Here is a 16,667-nt window from a genome sequence, read left to right as displayed (position 1 = left end):
CTCAGTGCGACGCTTCGGCCAGCGTCGCGTCGGCTTTGACGGTTCGAAGGAGCGCGAGCATTTCGGCTTCGATGCGCTTCAGGGCCGCATCGGTCTGGCCCTCGAAGCGCAGCACCAGCACCGGCGTGGTGTTGGAAGCGCGGATGAGCCCGAAGCCGTCCGGCCAGTCAACGCGCAGGCCGTCGATGGTCGAGACCACCGCGGGTGCCGCGAAGCTCGCGCCGGCAACGAGTTGGTCGACCACCACGTGCGGTTCGCCTTCGGCGCACTTCACGTTGAGTTCGGGGGTCGAGAAGCTCGTGGGCAGCGCGTTGAGCGTGTCGCTCGCGTTCGGCGTCTTGCTCAATATCTCGAGCAGGCGGCAGCCGGCGTAGGTGCCATCGTCGAAGCCGTACCAGCGCTCCTTGAAGAAGATGTGGCCGCTCATCTCTCCGCCGAGCGGCGAATCGATTTCCTTCATCTTGGCCTTGATGAGCGAATGGCCGGTCTTGAAGATCATCGGCTTGCCGCCCGCGGCCTCGATGGCCGGCGCCAGGCGCTGCGAGCACTTCACGTCGTAGACGATGGTGCCGCCGGGCACGCGCGAGAGCACGTCCTGTGCAAACAGCTGCATCTGGCGGTCGGGGAAGATGTTCTGGCCGTCCTTGGTAACGATGCCCAGGCGGTCGCCGTCGCCGTCGAAGGCCAGGCCCAGTTCGGCATCGCCCGTGGCCAGCGCAGCCATCAAGTCCTTGAGGTTCTCGGGCTTGCTCGGGTCGGGGTGGTGATTGGGAAAGTCGCCGTCGACTTCGCTGAACAGCTCGGTCACTTCGCAGCCAATGGCACGAAAGATGGCGGGTGCCGTGGCGCCCGCGATGCCGTTGCCCGAATCGACCACGATCTTGAGCGGTCGCGCCAGCTTGATGTCGCCGACGATGCGCTGCACGTAGGCATCGGTCACGTCGACCTTGCGCACGCTGCCGCCGGGTGCGAGCTTCGCTGTGCCTTCTTCCATCACCTTTCGCAGGCCCTGGATCTCGTCGCCGTAGATGGCACGCCCCGCCAGCACCATCTTGAAGCCGTTGTAGTCCTTGGGGTTGTGGCTGCCCGTGACCTGAATGCCGCTCGAGCACAGCGTGTGGGCCGCAAAGTAGAGCATGGGCGTGGTGACCGCACCCACGTCGATCACTTCGATACCGGTGGCGACCAGGCCGTCGATCAATGCCTCGACGAGCGCGGGGCCCGAAAGGCGGCCATCGCGGCCCACGGCCACGGTCTTTTCACCGGCCGCGCGGGCGGCGCTGCCGAAAGCCCGGCCGAGCGCTTCTGCGACCTCTGCATCGAGCGTGACGGGCACCACGCCTCGGATGTCATAGGCCTTGAATATCGATGCGCTGAGTTGCATGAAGAGGCATTCCCTGTTGGTTCTGGAGACCGGGCCATTGTAGGCAAGCGTTCCAGCGCCCACATGTCCGAAAACGGCCAGTTGAAACGACTCGAAACCTTATCATTTGCCCATGCCTATCACTCATGCCTTCACCGAAGCGCTCGAGAGCGACGCCTGCTACCTGGCGATGAAGACGCATGACGCGCGCTTCGACGGCTCCTTCTTCACCGCGGTGACCTCCACCGGCATCTATTGCCGGCCGGTCTGCCGTGTGAAGCTGCCGCGGCGCGAGAACTGCAGGTTCTTTCGCCATGCGGCACAGGCAGAGGCCGAGGGCTTTCGCCCCTGCCTGCGCTGCCGGCCCGAACTCGCGCCCCGCGCGGCAAGCTGGTCGACCGAAGACGCCTCGCGCATCCTCGCCTTGCAGGCCGCGCGGCTCATCGACGAACCCGATGCATGGGCCGAAGAAGGCCCCGGCGCGGCGCAGATCGCGGCGCGGCTCGGCGTGAGCGACCGGCACCTTAGGCGCATCTTCGAGGCGCAGTTCGGCGTGTCCCCGTTGCAGTATCTGCAGACGCGCCGCCTGCTGGCCGCCAAGCAGCTGATTGCCGACACCCGGCTGCCGATGACCCAGGTCGCACTGGCCAGCGGCTTTGCGAGCGTGCGGCGCTTCAATGCGGCCTTCGTGGAGCATTACGGCCTCAACCCCAGTGCGCTGCGGCGCGCTGGCGGTGCCGAGGGCGGCGAAGGCAAGGCCATCGAGGTGCGGCTGGGCTTTCGTCCGCCTTACGACGCGGACGCGATGCTCGGCTTCTTTGCACGGCGCGCGCTGCGCGGTGTCGAGGTTGCAAGCACGGCCGACGGCAAGGTGCCCGTCAAGGGCAGCACGCCGACATATGTTCGCCTGGCCCGCACGCTGCGCGTACAGCAAGGCGGACAGACGCACGCTGGCTGGCTGCAACTGCGCTTCGACATGGAGCGCGAGCAGATGCTGCTCTCGGTGAGCGATTCGCTCGCCGCGGTACTGCCGATCGTGATCAGCCGCGCACGCGCAATGCTCGATCTCGATGCCGAGCCGATGGCCATCAACGCCGCGCTGCACGAGGCTTTTCCGCACGGCGACGGGCTGCGCGTGCCGGGCACGGTCGACGGCTTCGAGCTTGCGGTGCGCGCGGTGCTGGGCCAGCAGATCACGGTGGCCGCGGCGCGCACGCTGGGTTCGCGGCTGGTCGAGGCATTCGGCGAGCCGATCGCCACGCCCATCGAAGGCCTGGACCGCTTGTTCCCCACGCCCGCGGCACTCGCCGCGGCAAGCGGCAATGCACTCGGGCAGCTAGGCATCGTGCGGCAGCGGCAGGCCGCATTGCAGGCCATTGCCCGCGAAGTCGCTGCCGGCAAGCTGGCGCTGCATGCGGGTGCCGACGTGCCATCGACCATCGCGGCGCTGCAGGAACTCCCCGGCATCGGCGCGTGGACCGCGCAGTACATCGCGATGCGCGCACTGCGCTGGCCCGATGCGTTTCCCGCGGGCGACGTCGCGCTGCAGAAGGCATTGGGCGTGACCACCGCGCGCGCGGCCAGCGAGGCATCGCAGGCATGGCGGCCCTGGCGCGGCTATGCGGTGCTGCGTGCCTGGCATGCGCCGTCGCCTATTGCTTCGGTCGCGTCCACCGCCGCAGAAGCTTCCTTCAACAACCTCACCACGGCAGGCGTCTCCGCCTGAAATGTCATGAAGTTCAAGAGCAAAGTCATCTACACATCGACCATCGATACGCCGCTCGGCGGCATCACGATGGCAGCCACCGACGAAGGCCTGGCGGGCGTATGGTTCGACCAGCAGCGTCATTGGCCCGACACCACCGGCTGGCAGACCCGGGACGACCATCCCGCGCTGGTCGAAGCCGGCGCACAGCTGCGCGATTATTTCGCCGGCAAGCGCGACACCTTCGACGTGAAGCTCGATCTCTCGCACGGCACCGCGTTCCAGCAGAGCGTATGGCAGGCGTTGCTCGCCATACCGGCGGGCAAGACCATGACCTATGGCGCATTGAGCGCCAACGTGGGCAACCCAACCGCGGTGCGCGCAGTGGGCGCGGCCGTGGGGCGCAACCCGATCAGCGTGATCGTGCCCTGCCACCGCGTGCTGGGTGCGGACGGATCGCTGACCGGTTACGCTGGCGGGCTTCATCGCAAGACCGCGCTCCTGGAGCTGGAATCGAAGTAGAGCCGCTTCCAGGGCGATGCGCACCATCGAGAACGTATGAGCACGAAAACGAAAGACAACACCCCCGCGACCACGCCTTCGACCAAGCCCAAGGCGTGGCTCCTCGACCTCATTTTGCTGGGCGCGCTCTGGGGCGCATCCTTTCTTTTCATGCGTATCGGCGCGGCCGAGTTCGGTGCCCTGCCGGCGGCCGCGGTGCGTGTGGCGGTGGCCACGCTGTTCTTGCTGCCGCTCTTGTTCCTGCGCGGCCATGGCCCGGCGCTGGGGCAGCACTGGAAGGCATCGATGGCCATCGGCGTGCTGAACTCCGGCATACCCTTCGCGCTCTTCTGCTTCGCACTCCTGACCATCAACAGCGGCCTGGCGGCGGTGCTCAACGCCACAGTGCCAATGTTCGGCGCGCTGGTGGCATGGGCCTGGTTTCGCGACCGGCCCGATGGCTCGCGCATCGTCGGCCTCATCATCGGCTTTGCGGGCGTGGCCATGCTGGCGAGCCGCAGTGCGGGCCTGCACGCCGATGCGGACGGCAATGCCGCGCTGTGGGCCGTGCTCGCCTGTTTGGGCGCCTGCGCGAGCTACGGTGTGGCGGCCAGCGCCACGCGGCGCTACCTGGGCGGTGTGCCCGCATTGGCCACGGCCACCGGCAGCCAGATCGGCGCCACGCTGTTCCTCGCGCTGCCCGCGCTGTGGTTCTGGCCCACGCAGATGCCGAGCCTGCGCGCATGGCTGGCGTTGCTTGCGCTGGGCGTGGCGTGCACGGGCCTGGCGTACATCCTGTTCTTCCGGCTCATCGCCAATGCGGGTCCGGCGCGCGCGCTCACGGTGACTTTCCTGGTGCCGGTGTTCGCGGTGTTCTATGGCGCGGTGTTCCTTGGCGAGAACATCACGCAATGGATGCTGATCTGCGCGGCCGTCATCGTCTGCGGCGTGGCGCTGTCCACCGGCCTCGTGAAGCTGTGGCCGGGCGCGGGCTCGCCGGCCGCTACATCGCCGCCGCGACCACGTTGACGGACAGCGCGAGCACCAGCATGTTGAAGGCGAAGGCCAGCACGCTGTGCACCAGCGTGATGCGGCGCATCTCCCGCGACGTGGCCTGGACGTCGGACACCTGCGTGGTCATGCCGACGACGTAGGCGTAGTAGAGAAAGTCGAAATAGTCCGGCTCCTGCTTGCCCGGAAAATCCAGCCCGCCGTCGGGCGAACCGTCGCGCTGGTCGATGTAATAGCGGTGCGCGTAGTGAAAGGCGTAGATCGTGTGCATCATGAGCCACGAGCCCACCAGGGCCACCAGCCCCAGCGCGATATGCCCTGCGCGCACCGGCCCGCTCATCAGCTTGACCTGCTGGAGCAGCATCGCGATGGCCACCACGCTCGCACCAATGGCCACCAGCATCGATACCAATATCACCACATTGGGTTGATCGAGCGATTGCGCGCGCTCGCGGGTCTGCTGTGCATCGAAAGTATCGGCCAGCCACCATGTGAGCACGAGGAACACCACGCAGTTGGTGCACCAGCCCGCAAGTCCGCGCGCCATGCCATCGAGAGGCCAAGCGATGGCCGCGACGACGAGGCCCGCCACGCCGGCATAGAGAAGACGCTGCGGACCGGTGGTCACAGAAAGATGTTTGCGCATCTTCAAAGCTTAGCTTGAATACTTTTTCAGGCTTGCCAATGCATGCTTCAACATCGTCTTACACGCAAAGCGGCAAATCGACGCATGGGCGTTTTAAAGCTGCGCTATAACTTCTCAGTCATCAAAAGGGAGCCGCCGCCTGGCGCTTTGCGCGCATAAAAATTGCGTGTCGAGCCGAGGCTTTTTTGTCCTCTTCTCTTCTCTCTTAAGGACCTCCTCATGCTGTTGCTCCGCTCCCGCCCGCTCGCCAGCCCCGCACGGTTGACGAAGCTGGGCGCACTGGCCGGTGTCGGGTTTTTCTTTGCGCCCGCATTGGCCTTCGCCGAACCGTCGCCCGCGCTCGATCGTTTCAGCTTTTCGGTGGGAGCCTACAGCGCCGATCCCAAATTCAATGCGACGGTCAGCTCGCCGTACGGTGCGCTGCGCACGCGCGACCTCGAGCCTGGCCGCGTGACCATGCCGCGCGTCACGGCCGACCTGCTCATCGGCGACAGTCACGGCCTCTCGTTCGACTACTACCGCTACAAGCGCGATTACTTCGGCCAGGCCGGGGGCAACGAGTCCTTCGGCGGCTTCGGTACGGTCAGCGCGGTGGGCAATGCCAACCTCAACGTGAAGCTCGACTTCGCGAAGCTCTCGTACAAGTGGTGGCTCGGCTCGGGCAACACGGTGTTCGGCCTGGGTGCGGGCGCGGCCTACTACAACATCGGCGTCGCCACCAACGCCAACGTCGCGGTGAACGGACGCATCCGCACATTGAACGAAGACTCGAGCGACAACGCCGTTGCGCCACTGCTCGAAGTCGGCGTGCGGCATGCCATCAGTCCCGACCTGCGTCTTTTTGCCGACTTCTCCGGCGTGCGCAAGGGCGGCGGCCGCTTTCACGGCAGCATCTACAACGCCTCCGCCGGCGTGGAGTGGTTCCCGGTAAAGAACGTCGGCCTGGTGCTGGCCTATGGCGCCACCCACATCGACATGGCGCGTGAAACCAGTACGGCGGAAACCCGCGTCAAGGTCAAGCTGAACGGGCCGTCGGCCTTCGTCAAGGCTAGGTTCTGAGTCTTCGGCGACCGACCTACACTGAGCCCATGACCGACCTGTCCCGCTTTCCCATCACCCAGAAATGGCCCGCACTCCACCCTGACCGGCTGCAGCTCTATTCGCTGCCCACGCCCAACGGGGTGAAGGTGTCGATCATGCTGGAAGAAACCGGCCTCCCCTATGAGCCGCACCTGGTGAGCTTCGAAACCCACGACCAGATGTCGCCGGAGTTTCTGTCGCTCAGCCCGAACAACAAGATCCCCGCCATCCTCGATCCCGACGGGCCCGGCGGCAAGCCGCTCGCGTTGTTCGAGTCGGGCGCGATTCTTCTCTACCTGGCCGACAAGACCGGCCGGTTCATTCCGCAGGATGCCGCGGGCCGCTACGAAACCATTCAGTGGCTCATGTTCCAGATGGGCGGCATCGGCCCCATGTTCGGCCAGCTCGGCTTCTTCAACAAGTTCGCGGGCAAGGACTATGAAGACAAGCGTCCGCGCGACCGCTACGTCGCCGAAGCAAAGCGGCTGCTCGGCGTGCTCGACAAGCGTCTTGATGGCCGCAACTGGGTGATGGGCGACACCTACACCATCGCGGACATCGCCATCTTCCCGTGGGTGCGCAACCTGATCGGCTTCTACGAAGCGGGCGAGCTCGTGGGCTTCAGCGAGTTCAAGAACGTGGCGCGCACGATCGAAGCCTTCGTGGCGCGGCCCGCCGTCGTGAAGGGCCTGAGCATCCCCAAGCGGGTCTGATTTCCGGCCTGACTTCTTCGGCTGGGAGGCTCCGCCGCTCAGCCGAAAACAGAACTACTCATTTTCTGGCCGAGTGTCTTTTTCAGGGCACGCGCTGACGGTTCCCGCATCCTTTCCCGCCTCGTTCAGCAGCGGTTAAGGTTACACTTCAATAAGAATAATTCTTATTCAAAGTACCGAGTCACCCCGCAGATTGCGCCGGTGACCGGCCCGGGAACCACCACTGCGAAAGCTTGCAAGAAGGCGATCGGATGCGCGACCTCGTCCAGGAACTCGTGGCTCACTATGCGGACTTGCGCCGTCAGCTGACGCGCGACCTGCGGGACCCCCACTACGCGGCGGACATCGCGCAGTCGAGCTTCGAGCGGGTGTATGCGCACGCGCTCAAGTTGAACCACGACATCCGCATCGATACGGCATCGGACGGCACGCCAGGCGGCATCGAGTCGCCGCGCGCCCTGTTGTTTCGGGTGGCGCGCAACCTGTGCGTGGACGACGCCCGCCGGCGCAAGGTGGCGCAGGACTGGGTCAGCTCGCATTTCAGCGTCGGCTCGCGCCAGACGGCGCCATCCTGCGAATTCATCGCGTCGCAGCAGCAGGTCCTGGCGCGCGTGGTCGAGACGCTGGAGACGCTGCCGCCCCGCCGGCGCGAAGTGTTCCTGCTGTTTCGCGCCTACGGACACACGCGCGCCGAGATCGCCCAGCAACTGAACATCACCGAGATGGCCGTGGCCAAGCATCTGCTGCGCGCGGCCATCGACTGCTCGCGCGTGTTCGCCCGGCTTCGCTCGGAACTGATCGAACAGACGACCGTCTCCAACCGCACGGGCTTCGACGCGAAGCTGGCCGAAGACTTCGCCTGAGCGGCGCATCGTGGCAAGCGCGCCGGACGAAAAGCTCATCGAACGCGCGCTCGCGCTCATCGTCGAGAGCGAAAGCGCGCCGCACGACGCCGCGGTTGCCGCGCGCCTGGCCTTGGCCCGGTGGCGCAGCAGGTCAACCGAACATGCGGCCGCCGCCCAGGAAGCACGGCGGCGCTGGGATGCCCTTGGCGGCATCGCAGCCGAGTGGCGCGACTTTCGGAAGTAGCGCCGCAACCCTTCACTGCAGGCGCTTCTCTTCATGCCGCGCCTCCTCCAGCGCAGGCTTCATGAGCGCAGCCCCGGTCAACGCCCACAGGGTCAGCACGTCGTCCAGCGCGCTGATATTTTCGGGATCGACGCCGAGCCAGCGTACGAGTTGCTCCGCACGTTCCGGCGAGGGCTCGTCATGCAGCGTGCAAAAGAGCGTCCAGGCGACGTTGAAGGCGGGGCCATCGGGCGGCCGGCTCTTGTGGGTCTTGTCTTTCATTCCCCTCCTTCACGCGGCGAGGCTTTCCCGCGATTCGCGCACCCTGTCTTCCGCGATCTTGCCCGCATGCATCTTGATGACGCGATCGGCCAGGTGAAAGTAGCGGTCGTCGTGCGAGATCACCACCAGCAGGTGGCCCTTGGCACGCAGTTCGGGCAAGAGCTCGGTGTAGAAGAGGTGGCGGAAGGTCGGGTCCTGGTCGGCGGCCCACTCGTCGAACACCAGCACGGGCCGGCCTTCGAGGTACGCGTGCACCAGCGCCAGCCGCTTGCGCTGGCCGGTCGAGAGGTCGGTGGTGCTGAACGCGCCGTTCTTCAGGCTCACCTTGTGGGCGATCTCCAGCCGTTCGAGATACGGCAGGGCCGTTTCGGGCAGCACCTCCATGCCGGCACCGCCCTCGCTCTCTTCGCCCGCCACCAGATCTTCGAACAGGTAGAAGTCCGAGAACACCGTGGTGAAGAGCTGGCGGTAGTCGTCGCGGCCCTCGGGCTTCACGACCGAACCGTCGATCAGCACTTCGCCCGCCTGCGGCGCATAGAGACCGAGCAGCAGCTTGATCAGCGTGGTCTTGCCGGAGCCGTTGTCGCCCACCACGAACACCATCTCGCCGCGGCGCAGCTGCAGGTCGATCGGCCCGAGCGTGAAGGCCTCGCCGCCATCGGGCGCATCGAAGGCGTAGCGCACGCCGCGCATGCCGATCTCGTTCTTCAGGATCACGCCGTTGGACGCGCGCTCCAGGTGCAGGTGCGGCTCTGGCGTGGCAAAGCGTGCCGACAGGTCGCCGATGCGCTGGAAGGCGACCTTGGCGCGGCCCACGCCGGGCAAGGTGAGCGCGATCTGGTCCAGCGGCCCCTTGAGGAACAGCAGCACCAGCACGAAGCCGCTGACCACCGCGGGCTCGGTCGTGCGGAACGCCGCCCAGCCCAGGATCAGCGCGATCAGCAGAAAGAACAGTGCCGAGCCGAAAGCGGTCGCAATCACGTAGGTGTTGATCGCACGCCCGTTGACCACGCGGATGGTGTCGACGATGCGCTCGATCTGCCCCGCGAACATGCGCGTGCGGCGCGTGCGGTGCATGCGCAGCTCCTTCGCGCCTTCGCTGATGGCGCGGTAGGCCTTGTGCAATTGGTCTTCCTGTTCGCGCGCCTTCCAGAACCCGGCCTCGCCGCGGATCTGCGCCATGAGCTGCACGGTGATGCCGATCACCAGCGCCACCAGCATCAGGCCGAACAACGGCAGCGAAAGAAACGCGAGGTAGCTCAGGCAGCCCAGCGCCACGGCCAGCGCAATCAGCGTTCCCGACAATGCAAACGCCACGTCGCTGATCATGTCCACGTCCTGCGACAGCACCGGCATAAGGCGGTGCGTGCGGTAGCGCTCCAGCGCATCGATGGGCGCCGAGAGAATCTTCTGCGCCAGGCTCTTGCGCACCTGGGCCACCAAACGCTGCCCGACGAAGTTGGTCGACACGTCCGACGCCATGCGCCCGAACAGCGCCACGCCGCACAGGCCGATGAAGGTCAGCAACAGGCCCCCCGCCAGCCCGCCGGGCTGGTTGAGCACCCGGTTGATGGTGCCGAGCAGCGCGACCGTGGCGGCCCCGGCGCCGACGCCCGTGACCGCGGACAGCACGATCCACGGAAGAAAGGGTTTCAGCAGGCGCCCGATCTCGGCGCCGTTGCCTGTGGTGGTAGTTGTCATGCAAAGGCTCTTTCCGCCCGGGGGCGACAGCGGTGGCTTCGTGCCACCTACTGCCTAGACGGCTGAGCCTCGGCAATGTTCAGCGCGGCGCCACATGAACAGCCGCCGCGCCAATCCGTCTTGAAGGCATGACCCCGCCGAACGCCGACCCATGATCCCGCTGCTGGAGCCGTTGTTCCAGGGCGATCTGGCCGCGCATGGCGAGAAGTTGCAATGCGCGGACACGGTGCCCGCCGATGCGGTGCGCGTGGCGGAACTCGCACGGTCACCCGCGCTGCTCGCCGACGTGCTGCAACGCAACGCGCGCTACCGAGGTGTCAGCGGCGCCGATTGGCGCCCTGTCGCATCCGCGTGGAGCCTCGAATACATCGCTATGCTGTTGCCGCCCGTGATGGCCGCGGCCAGCATGCTGCGGCATGTGTTTCCCATTGCGGCGGAACACACCTGGGTGCGGCTGGATGCGCACGGCGGCCCGGTCGGCTTTCACATCCGGCACCCGGGCCAATCGCAACATGGGGCCGATGCCGCCGAGCGCTATGAACCGCTGCTGTGGCAGCACCTCGCCCCACTCTTTGCAGCTCTCTGCGACCTCACGCGGCTCGCGCCCAAGATCCTCTGGAGCAACACCGTGCGGCTCATGGAACCGGTGTTCGACGTGGCGCTGGCCGCAACAGACCGCGCGCCATCGATTGCACACGACCGACAGCTGCTGCTTCACACCGCGACATGGCCGCGCGACCTTCGCGCCAATCCGCTGCACGGCCGCCTGCGCAATGCACCCGTGAAGCTGCACCGAGAGTGCTGCCTCAACTACCTGTTGCCGCACGAGCACCACTGCAACGCATGCCCCTTGGCGCCGGAGCACCGCGGCTTCGGGTGAACAGATTGCGGGGCATTCCGTCTTCGTTCTATCCATTCATTCCACACCTATGTCCAAGGCCAAGCTCGTCTACATCCTGTCTTTGAGAAACGCCGCGGCCGACAAGGCCGGCCAGCACATTGCGTACAAGGGCGAGCAGCGCTACATGGCGTCCCCGCTCGAGTACCTGGCCCGGGCGCTCGATGAAACCCCGCTGGGCGACGCCTATTCGCTCGAAGGCATCGTCATCGACGACGACCCGCGCTCGCCGCGCGACCAGGCCGCGCTGCAGGACTACGGCTTCTCGTGTCAGCCCGGCAAGAGATGGATCTTTCCGAGCGGGCTCAAGACGCAGGGCAAGACGCTCACCGACATCTTCCATTCGGTGCCTTCCGAATACCGGCGGCTGCCGCTCGATGCGGCCGATCGCGTGGCCGGCAAGAGCCGCTTCGAGCGCACGCTGCTCGACAAGCTCTTGACGCTGCAGGCCGATATCGTCGTGCTCGACGGGCTGCTCGTGATCCTGGACGAACTGGTGCGGCCCGGCGCACCGTTCCACCGCAAGATCGTCAATATCCATCCGGGCATCACGCGCATCGAGTCCCCCTACGAACGCCGCGGCGCCTACGCCACGCTCGATGCGCTGCACGGCGCACAGGGCCGCAAGATCGTCGACTGGGCAACGATGGAGAGCACCGCCGTCGCGCCGCTGTTCAAGACGGGCGCCTCGCTGCACTATGTCGACAACGGCATCGACTCCGGCGAGGTGATCCACGACGCGCTGCGCACCACCATCGAATCCGAGGACACGATCCTCGAGCTGCGCTGGAACAACTTCAACCACAGCCTCTTCCCCGCCCTGCACGAGGGCCTCGCCCTGCTTGCAGAGCAACGGCAACCGCTCACCGAAAGAATCGCATGACGTCCGCTCTCCATGTTTCCTATGCGGACGGCATGCCGCACGCGATCACCCGCGAAGGCGAGATGCTCGGCGTGCGAAATACGCAGGACGGCTCGCGCTCGCTATGGAAGACCGGCCAGGGCGCCACGCTTGAGTGGGTGGACGGCAGCGACGCCTCCACGGCTCATCTGCTCGCGGCGCTCGAAGGCGCGTTCGAATACCAACCGGCGAACAAGACCTGCACCGTGGCCCCGAGCCATCCGGCCGCAGCACTCGTGCAGGCCGGCGTGTTGCTGCAAGCCGAAGATGGCAAGGCCCTCGCCTGCCGCGACATGCTGTGGCAGCAGCCCTCTCTCTGGCTGCCCACCGTGCACCCGCCCATCGCGCTTCAATACGCATTGAGCAACGGAAAGCGCCACCCCGTGCGACCGCCCAAACCGCGCGGCGTGCTCTACCAGCGCTTCATTCCCTGGCTCGGCAAGACTTTTTCGTTTCGCAGCTTCGACTTCGAGGCCGACCTCGCGATGTTCAACCGCTGGATGAACGACCCCGACGTGGCCGTGATCTGGAAGGAAGAAGGCGACCTCGACAAGCACCGCCAGTACCTTTCGGCCATCGACCGCGACCCGCACATGCATTCGATGATCGCCTGCCTCGACGACGAGCCCTTCGGCTACTTCGAGATGTACTGGGCCAAGGAGAGCCGCATCGCGCCTTTTTATGACGTGGCCGACCACGACCGCGGCTGGCACGTGCTGATCGGCGAGCCCGCATTCCGCGGCAAGGCCTTCGCCACCGCATGGCTCACCTCGATCTCGCACTACATCTTTTTGTGCGACCCGCGCACCCAGCGTGCGGTGGGCGAGCCGCGCATTGATCACCTGCAGCAGATCCGAAACCTCGACAAGTCCGGCTACGCCAAGGTGAAGGAGTTCGACCTGCCGCACAAGCGCGCGCTGCTCGTGGTGATGCTGCGCGAACGCTATTTCACCGACGCCCTGTGGCTGCCCCGCAGCGACGGCGCCGCCACGCCTGCCCAACACTCTGCGTAAAGGAAAAACCGCCATGGTGATTCACGACCTCATCGGCATCGGCTTCGGCCCTTCGAACATCGCGCTGGCCATTGCGCTGGACGAGAAACGCCGCGACGGCCGCCGCGTCGATGCGATGTTCATCGAGAAGCAGGCCGGCTTCGCCTGGCACAAGGACATGATGCTGGACCAGGCGCACATGCAGATCTCGTTCATGAAGGACCTGGCGACGCTGCGCAACCCGACCAGCCGCTTCACCTTCATCAACTACCTGCACGAGAAGAAGCGCCTGCAGGACTTCATCAACCTGAAGACCTTCTTCCCCAGCCGCCACGAGTTCAACGACTACCTGGGCTGGGCCGCGGCCCAGTTCGAGGACGCCTGCGTGTACGGCGAGGAAGTCTTCGAGGTGCTGCCCGAAAAGGAAACTCACGGCGGCGAGGTTTCATTACTGCGCGTGCGCTCGCGCGACGGTAGCGGCCAGGTGACCGAGCGGCTCGCGCGCAACCTGGTCGTCAGCATCGGCGGCATGCCCAACATTCCGGAAGGCTTCGGGCCACTCAGGGACGATCCGCGCGTGTTCCATTCGAGCAGCTACCTGCGGGACATGGCCCGCCTGCCCGACGCCGCAAGAATCGCCATCGTCGGTGCCGGCCAGAGCGCGGCCGAGATCTTCATGGACCTGCAGGGCCGGCCGCACGCGCCGCAGGTCGACCTGATCATGCGGTCCCGCTCGATCCGACCGTCCGACGACAGCCCCTTCGTGAACGAGGTGTTCAACATCGAGTTCACCGACTACATCTACAGCCAGACCGAGGACGAGCGCGCCGCACTGATCGACGAGTTCGGCCACACCAACTACGCGGTGGCCGACCTCGACCTGATCCAGCAGATCTTCAAGATGTTCTATGAGCAGAAGGTCCGCGGGGAGGAGCGCATGCGCTTCTTGCGCCGGCACGAGATCCGCGGCGTGCATGCCACGGTCGACGGCATCCACCTCACCCTCTCCGACCAGGACACCGGCCGCGACAGCACCTCGCGCTACGACGCCGTGGTGCTGGCCACCGGGTATGCGCGCGAACAGCACAAGGCGCTGCTGACGCCGCTCGCCCCGTATCTTGGAGATTTCTCGGTCGATCGCCACTACCGCCTCGGCAGCACGCCGGACTTCCATCCCGCCATCTTCCTGCAGGGCGCCTGCGAGTCTTCGCACGGGCTGAGCGACACGCTGCTGTCGGTCACCTCGGTGCGCACGGGCGAGATCGGCAATGCGCTGCTCAAGGCGATTCCGGCGGGCACGCCGACGGCGGCCAATGCCGCAAACAGCGCCCTCCGCGAGCGCCAACCGGTCCGCGCCTAGGCAGGTCCTTGCCCCCGGGGAGGGTAGGCAGAAAGAAAGGAGACAGCCCGCTGTCTCCTTTTTTTTAAGTCAAACGTCTCATGTATGGAAGCACCAAGGCGCCGGCATCGGCCGCTTTGGGCGCCGAAACGTGAACACGTCGTATTCAAGCACCCTGGAGTCATCAACCTTATGCGTCCCCTGCCCCGTCAACGTCTATTGAATACCGCGCTTGCCGCGGCTTTCGGCACAGCCTTTTCACTTTGCAGCGTGAGCGCCTCGGCGCAAGCCACGGGACAGCAGCCGCGTCCCGCAGACCCGACCCTGCCCGCGATCACCGTGAACGCCACCACGGAAGAATCCGCCACCGGCCACGTCAACGGCTACCTGGCCAAGCGCAGCACGGCCGGCAGCAAGACCGACACGCCGATCGTGGAGACGCCGCAGTCGATCTCGGTCATCACGGCCGACCGCATGGACGCCATCGGCGCCACCACCGTCAAGGATGCGCTTGGCTATACGCCGGGCGTCGCCATCGCCCCGTTCGGCGCCGATTCGCGCTACGACTGGATCGCGATCCGCGGATTCGACGGCTATGCGCCCGGCTTCTACCTGGACGGCCTGCCACTGCGCAACAACGGCACCTGGGGCGTCTGGAAGACCGAGAACTACGGCAGCGAGCGCATCGAAGTGCTGCGCGGCCCGACCTCGGTGCTCTACGGCATGGCGAGTCCGGGCGGCGTGGTCAACATCGCGAGCAAGCTGCCCACGGCGGAGCCGCTGCGCGAGATCCAGCTGCAGTACGGTAACGATGCCCGCCGCCAGGTGGCCGGCGACTTCTCTGGCGCGCTCGATGCGGAAGGCAAGGTGCTCTACCGCATTACCGGCGTGCTGCGCGACGCCCAGCTGCCCGGAGGCAACTCGCGCGACGACCGCACCTACATCGCGCCTTCGATCACCTGGAAGCCCTCGAGCGACACCACCTTCACGCTGCTGGCCCAGTACCAAAAGAACCGCGCAGGCGCCTACAGCCGGATCCGGCCCGTCGAGGGCTCGCTGAAGCCGACGCGCATCGGCACCTTCATTCCGAGCGACCTGAACGTCGCCGACCCGAGCTTCGATCACTTCAACCACGACCAGAAGATGATCGGCTACCAGCTGGAGCATCGCTTCAACGACACCTTCACCGCGCGCCAGAAGCTGCGCTACGGCAAGCTCGAAGTCGATTACCGGACCCTGCAGTCGCCGAGCTTCGCGGTCATGGATCCCGCCAATGCGCTCAGCCCCGCCAACTACCGATACCTGAACCGCGGCGTCTTCGGCAGCCAGGAAAGCACGACCTCGCTCACCATGGACAACCAGTTGCAGGCCGACCTGCGATCGGGCGACTGGCAGCACAAGGTGCTGGTGGGGCTGGACTACCAGCGCACTCGCATCGACCAGTACACGTTCAGCAGCATCGTCGGCGCGCCGCTGCTCGACATCTATGCCCCCGTCTACGGCGGCGCCATCGACCTTCCCGCCCCGTACGTCAACGGCGTGAACCGGCTGGCGCAGACCGGCATCTACGTGCAAGACCAGATCAAGTGGGGCGACCGCTGGTCGCTCACGCTGGGCGGGCGCTACGACACGGCGCAGAGCAGCAACTACAGCCGGCTCGACGGCACCACGCAGCGCATTTCTGAGCACAAGTTCACCAAGCGCGCGGGCCTCGTCTACCTGGCGCCGAACGGACTCGCACCCTATCTGAGCTACTCCGAATCGTTCGCGCCCATTGGCGCGCTCGATCCCGCCACCAAGACGCCCTTCAAGCCGGAAAGCGGCCGCCAATACGAGGCCGGCATCCGCTACCAGCCGCCGGGCGGCAAGTCGCTCTACAGCGCGGCCATCTTCGACCTGCGCCGCAAGAACTACATCACCTTCGATGCGAGCTTCATGCCCAAGCAGACGGGCGAGATCTCGGTGCGCGGCCTCGAACTCGAGGCCACCACCGAGCTCATGCCGCGCCTGAACCTCACGGCCTCGTACGCCTACACGCCGCGCGCCATCGTCACGGCCAGCAGCCGGGTCGAGGAGATCGGCAAGCAGTCGATGTCGGTTCCGCGCAATCGCCTGTCGGTGTGGGCGGACTACCGCTTCAGCAACGGCCTGAAGGTGGGCGTGGGCGCGCGCTTCAACGGCTCGACCCATGGCGACGGAGAAGTGGTCGCGCCGGCCAAGGTGCCGTCGTACACGCTGCTCGACGCGATGATCGGCTACGACATCGACCGCTGGACGCTGGCGCTGAACCTGCGCAACCTGACCAACAAGACCTACGTCGCGAATTGCGCCTACGCTTATTGCTACCTGGGCACACAGCGCACGGCGGTGGCGACGGCTACCTACCGCTGGTAAGCGCGGCGCTCCAGAGCAAAAGCCGGATGCCCTCGCGGGCATCCGGCTTTTTTTTCGTCTTTGCCGCGTCTTT

General features: G+C 65.9%; 16 protein-coding genes. 12 read left to right on the top strand and 4 right to left on the bottom strand.

Going from position 1 to position 16,667, the window contains the following annotated elements; all coding sequences use genetic code 11:
* Position 1: 1 nt before the first annotated feature.
* Positions 2 to 1,384, bottom strand: coding sequence for a phosphomannomutase/phosphoglucomutase (locus ASC78_RS06190; protein WP_055797981.1), 1,383 nt, complete (start codon positions 1,382 to 1,384; stop codon positions 2 to 4).
* A gap of 112 nt (positions 1,385 to 1,496) precedes the next feature.
* Here ASC78_RS06190 and ASC78_RS06185 point away from each other — a divergent pair, with 112 nt between their 5' ends.
* From ASC78_RS06185 to ASC78_RS06175, 3 genes are read left to right on the top strand one after another with little or no spacing between them, the layout of a single operon-like run.
* Complete coding sequence (locus ASC78_RS06185; protein ID WP_055797978.1) at positions 1,497 to 3,089, top strand: DNA-3-methyladenine glycosylase 2 family protein; 1,593 nt, start codon at positions 1,497 to 1,499, stop codon at positions 3,087 to 3,089.
* A gap of 6 nt (positions 3,090 to 3,095) precedes the next feature.
* Positions 3,096 to 3,590 (top strand): methylated-DNA--[protein]-cysteine S-methyltransferase, encoded by a 495-nt coding sequence (locus ASC78_RS06180; RefSeq protein WP_055797975.1) that lies wholly within the window; start codon positions 3,096 to 3,098, stop codon positions 3,588 to 3,590.
* Positions 3,591 to 3,626: 36 nt separating this feature from the next.
* On the top strand, positions 3,627 to 4,598 hold the full coding sequence (locus ASC78_RS06175) for a DMT family transporter (protein ID WP_055797972.1): 972 nt from the start codon (positions 3,627 to 3,629) through the stop codon (positions 4,596 to 4,598).
* On the opposite strand, the gene ASC78_RS06170 is transcribed toward ASC78_RS06175, so the two are convergent.
* A complete protein-coding gene (locus tag ASC78_RS06170; protein WP_055798289.1) occupies positions 4,573 to 5,226 on the bottom strand; it encodes a DUF1345 domain-containing protein in 654 nt (217 codons plus the stop codon). The two genes, ASC78_RS06175 and ASC78_RS06170, sit on opposite strands and share 26 nt — an antisense overlap.
* A 219-nt stretch (positions 5,227 to 5,445) precedes the next feature.
* Here ASC78_RS06170 and ASC78_RS06165 point away from each other — a divergent pair, with 219 nt between their 5' ends.
* The 4 genes from ASC78_RS06165 to ASC78_RS06150 all read left to right on the top strand — a co-directional run bounded on the left by ASC78_RS06165 (position 5,446) and on the right by ASC78_RS06150 (position 8,108).
* A complete protein-coding gene (locus tag ASC78_RS06165; protein ID WP_055797969.1) occupies positions 5,446 to 6,285 on the top strand; it encodes a hypothetical protein in 840 nt (279 codons plus the stop codon).
* A 29-nt stretch (positions 6,286 to 6,314) separates the two neighbouring features.
* Complete coding sequence (locus ASC78_RS06160) at positions 6,315 to 7,019, top strand: glutathione S-transferase N-terminal domain-containing protein (protein ID WP_055797966.1); 705 nt, start codon at positions 6,315 to 6,317, stop codon at positions 7,017 to 7,019.
* A 251-nt stretch (positions 7,020 to 7,270) separates the two neighbouring features.
* A complete protein-coding gene (locus ASC78_RS06155; RefSeq protein WP_055797964.1) occupies positions 7,271 to 7,882 on the top strand; it encodes an RNA polymerase sigma factor in 612 nt (203 codons plus the stop codon).
* A gap of 10 nt (positions 7,883 to 7,892) precedes the next feature.
* Entirely contained in the window at positions 7,893 to 8,108 is a 216-nt protein-coding gene (locus ASC78_RS06150; protein ID WP_055797961.1) for a hypothetical protein, read from the top strand.
* Positions 8,109 to 8,120: 12 nt separating this feature from the next.
* Here ASC78_RS06150 and ASC78_RS06145 read toward each other — a convergent pair whose 3' ends face one another.
* Both ASC78_RS06145 and ASC78_RS06140 read right to left on the bottom strand, forming a co-directional pair.
* On the bottom strand, positions 8,121 to 8,369 hold the full coding sequence (locus ASC78_RS06145; protein WP_055797958.1) for a hypothetical protein: 249 nt from the start codon (positions 8,367 to 8,369) through the stop codon (positions 8,121 to 8,123).
* Positions 8,370 to 8,378: 9 nt separating this feature from the next.
* On the bottom strand, positions 8,379 to 10,070 hold the full coding sequence (locus tag ASC78_RS06140; RefSeq protein WP_055797955.1) for a cyclic peptide export ABC transporter: 1,692 nt from the start codon (positions 10,068 to 10,070) through the stop codon (positions 8,379 to 8,381).
* Between the two features lie 151 nt (positions 10,071 to 10,221).
* Between ASC78_RS06140 and fhuF the strand changes: the two genes are divergently transcribed.
* From fhuF to ASC78_RS06115, 5 genes are all read left to right on the top strand, one after another.
* Positions 10,222 to 10,950, top strand: a complete 729-nt coding sequence (gene fhuF / locus ASC78_RS06135) for a siderophore-iron reductase FhuF (protein WP_055797952.1) — start codon at positions 10,222 to 10,224, stop codon at positions 10,948 to 10,950.
* Positions 10,951 to 10,999: 49 nt separating this feature from the next.
* Complete coding sequence (locus ASC78_RS06130) at positions 11,000 to 11,851, top strand: formyltransferase family protein (RefSeq protein WP_055797950.1); 852 nt, start codon at positions 11,000 to 11,002, stop codon at positions 11,849 to 11,851.
* Complete coding sequence (locus ASC78_RS06125) at positions 11,848 to 12,882, top strand: GNAT family N-acetyltransferase (RefSeq protein ID WP_055797947.1); 1,035 nt, start codon at positions 11,848 to 11,850, stop codon at positions 12,880 to 12,882. The genes ASC78_RS06130 and ASC78_RS06125 overlap by 4 nt, the downstream gene beginning before the upstream one ends.
* Before the next feature lie 13 nt (positions 12,883 to 12,895).
* Positions 12,896 to 14,221, top strand: a complete 1,326-nt coding sequence (locus tag ASC78_RS06120) for a lysine N(6)-hydroxylase/L-ornithine N(5)-oxygenase family protein (RefSeq protein WP_055797944.1) — start codon at positions 12,896 to 12,898, stop codon at positions 14,219 to 14,221.
* A 171-nt stretch (positions 14,222 to 14,392) separates the two neighbouring features.
* The gene (locus ASC78_RS06115; RefSeq protein ID WP_055797941.1) at positions 14,393 to 16,594 is read left to right on the top strand and encodes a TonB-dependent siderophore receptor; all 2,202 of its coding nucleotides are present in this window, start codon (positions 14,393 to 14,395) and stop codon (positions 16,592 to 16,594) included.
* Positions 16,595 to 16,667: the final 73 nt, after the last annotated feature.

The sequence above is a fragment of the Variovorax sp. Root318D1 genome, assembly GCF_001424835.1.
GTDB lineage: Bacteria > Pseudomonadota > Gammaproteobacteria > Burkholderiales > Burkholderiaceae_C > Variovorax.
The sequence above is the reverse complement of the archived record's forward strand: the minus strand, read 5'-3'. Positions and strand labels throughout refer to the sequence as shown.

Bases quoted from the DNA above. Each gene is read 5' to 3' on its own strand.
- ASC78_RS06180 (WP_055797975.1), top strand. From the start codon at position 3,096: ATGAAGTTCAAGAGCAAAGTCATCTACACATCGACCATCGATACGCCG.
- ASC78_RS06175 (WP_055797972.1), top strand. From the start codon at position 3,627: ATGAGCACGAAAACGAAAGACAACACCCCCGCGACCACGCCTTCGACC.
- ASC78_RS06145 (WP_055797958.1), bottom strand. From the start codon at position 8,369: ATGAAAGACAAGACCCACAAGAGCCGGCCGCCCGATGGCCCCGCCTTC.
- ASC78_RS06190 (WP_055797981.1), bottom strand. From the start codon at position 1,384: ATGCAACTCAGCGCATCGATATTCAAGGCCTATGACATCCGAGGCGTG.
- ASC78_RS06160 (WP_055797966.1), top strand. From the start codon at position 6,315: ATGACCGACCTGTCCCGCTTTCCCATCACCCAGAAATGGCCCGCACTC.
- ASC78_RS06170 (WP_055798289.1), bottom strand. From the start codon at position 5,226: ATGCGCAAACATCTTTCTGTGACCACCGGTCCGCAGCGTCTTCTCTAT.
- ASC78_RS06165 (WP_055797969.1), top strand. From the start codon at position 5,446: ATGCTGTTGCTCCGCTCCCGCCCGCTCGCCAGCCCCGCACGGTTGACG.
- ASC78_RS06155 (WP_055797964.1), top strand. From the start codon at position 7,271: ATGCGCGACCTCGTCCAGGAACTCGTGGCTCACTATGCGGACTTGCGC.
- fhuF (WP_055797952.1), top strand. From the start codon at position 10,222: ATGATCCCGCTGCTGGAGCCGTTGTTCCAGGGCGATCTGGCCGCGCAT.
- ASC78_RS06185 (WP_055797978.1), top strand. From the start codon at position 1,497: ATGCCTATCACTCATGCCTTCACCGAAGCGCTCGAGAGCGACGCCTGC.
- ASC78_RS06120 (WP_055797944.1), top strand. From the start codon at position 12,896: ATGGTGATTCACGACCTCATCGGCATCGGCTTCGGCCCTTCGAACATC.
- ASC78_RS06125 (WP_055797947.1), top strand. From the start codon at position 11,848: ATGACGTCCGCTCTCCATGTTTCCTATGCGGACGGCATGCCGCACGCG.
- ASC78_RS06115 (WP_055797941.1), top strand. From the start codon at position 14,393: ATGCGTCCCCTGCCCCGTCAACGTCTATTGAATACCGCGCTTGCCGCG.
- ASC78_RS06140 (WP_055797955.1), bottom strand. From the start codon at position 10,070: ATGACAACTACCACCACAGGCAACGGCGCCGAGATCGGGCGCCTGCTG.
- ASC78_RS06130 (WP_055797950.1), top strand. From the start codon at position 11,000: ATGTCCAAGGCCAAGCTCGTCTACATCCTGTCTTTGAGAAACGCCGCG.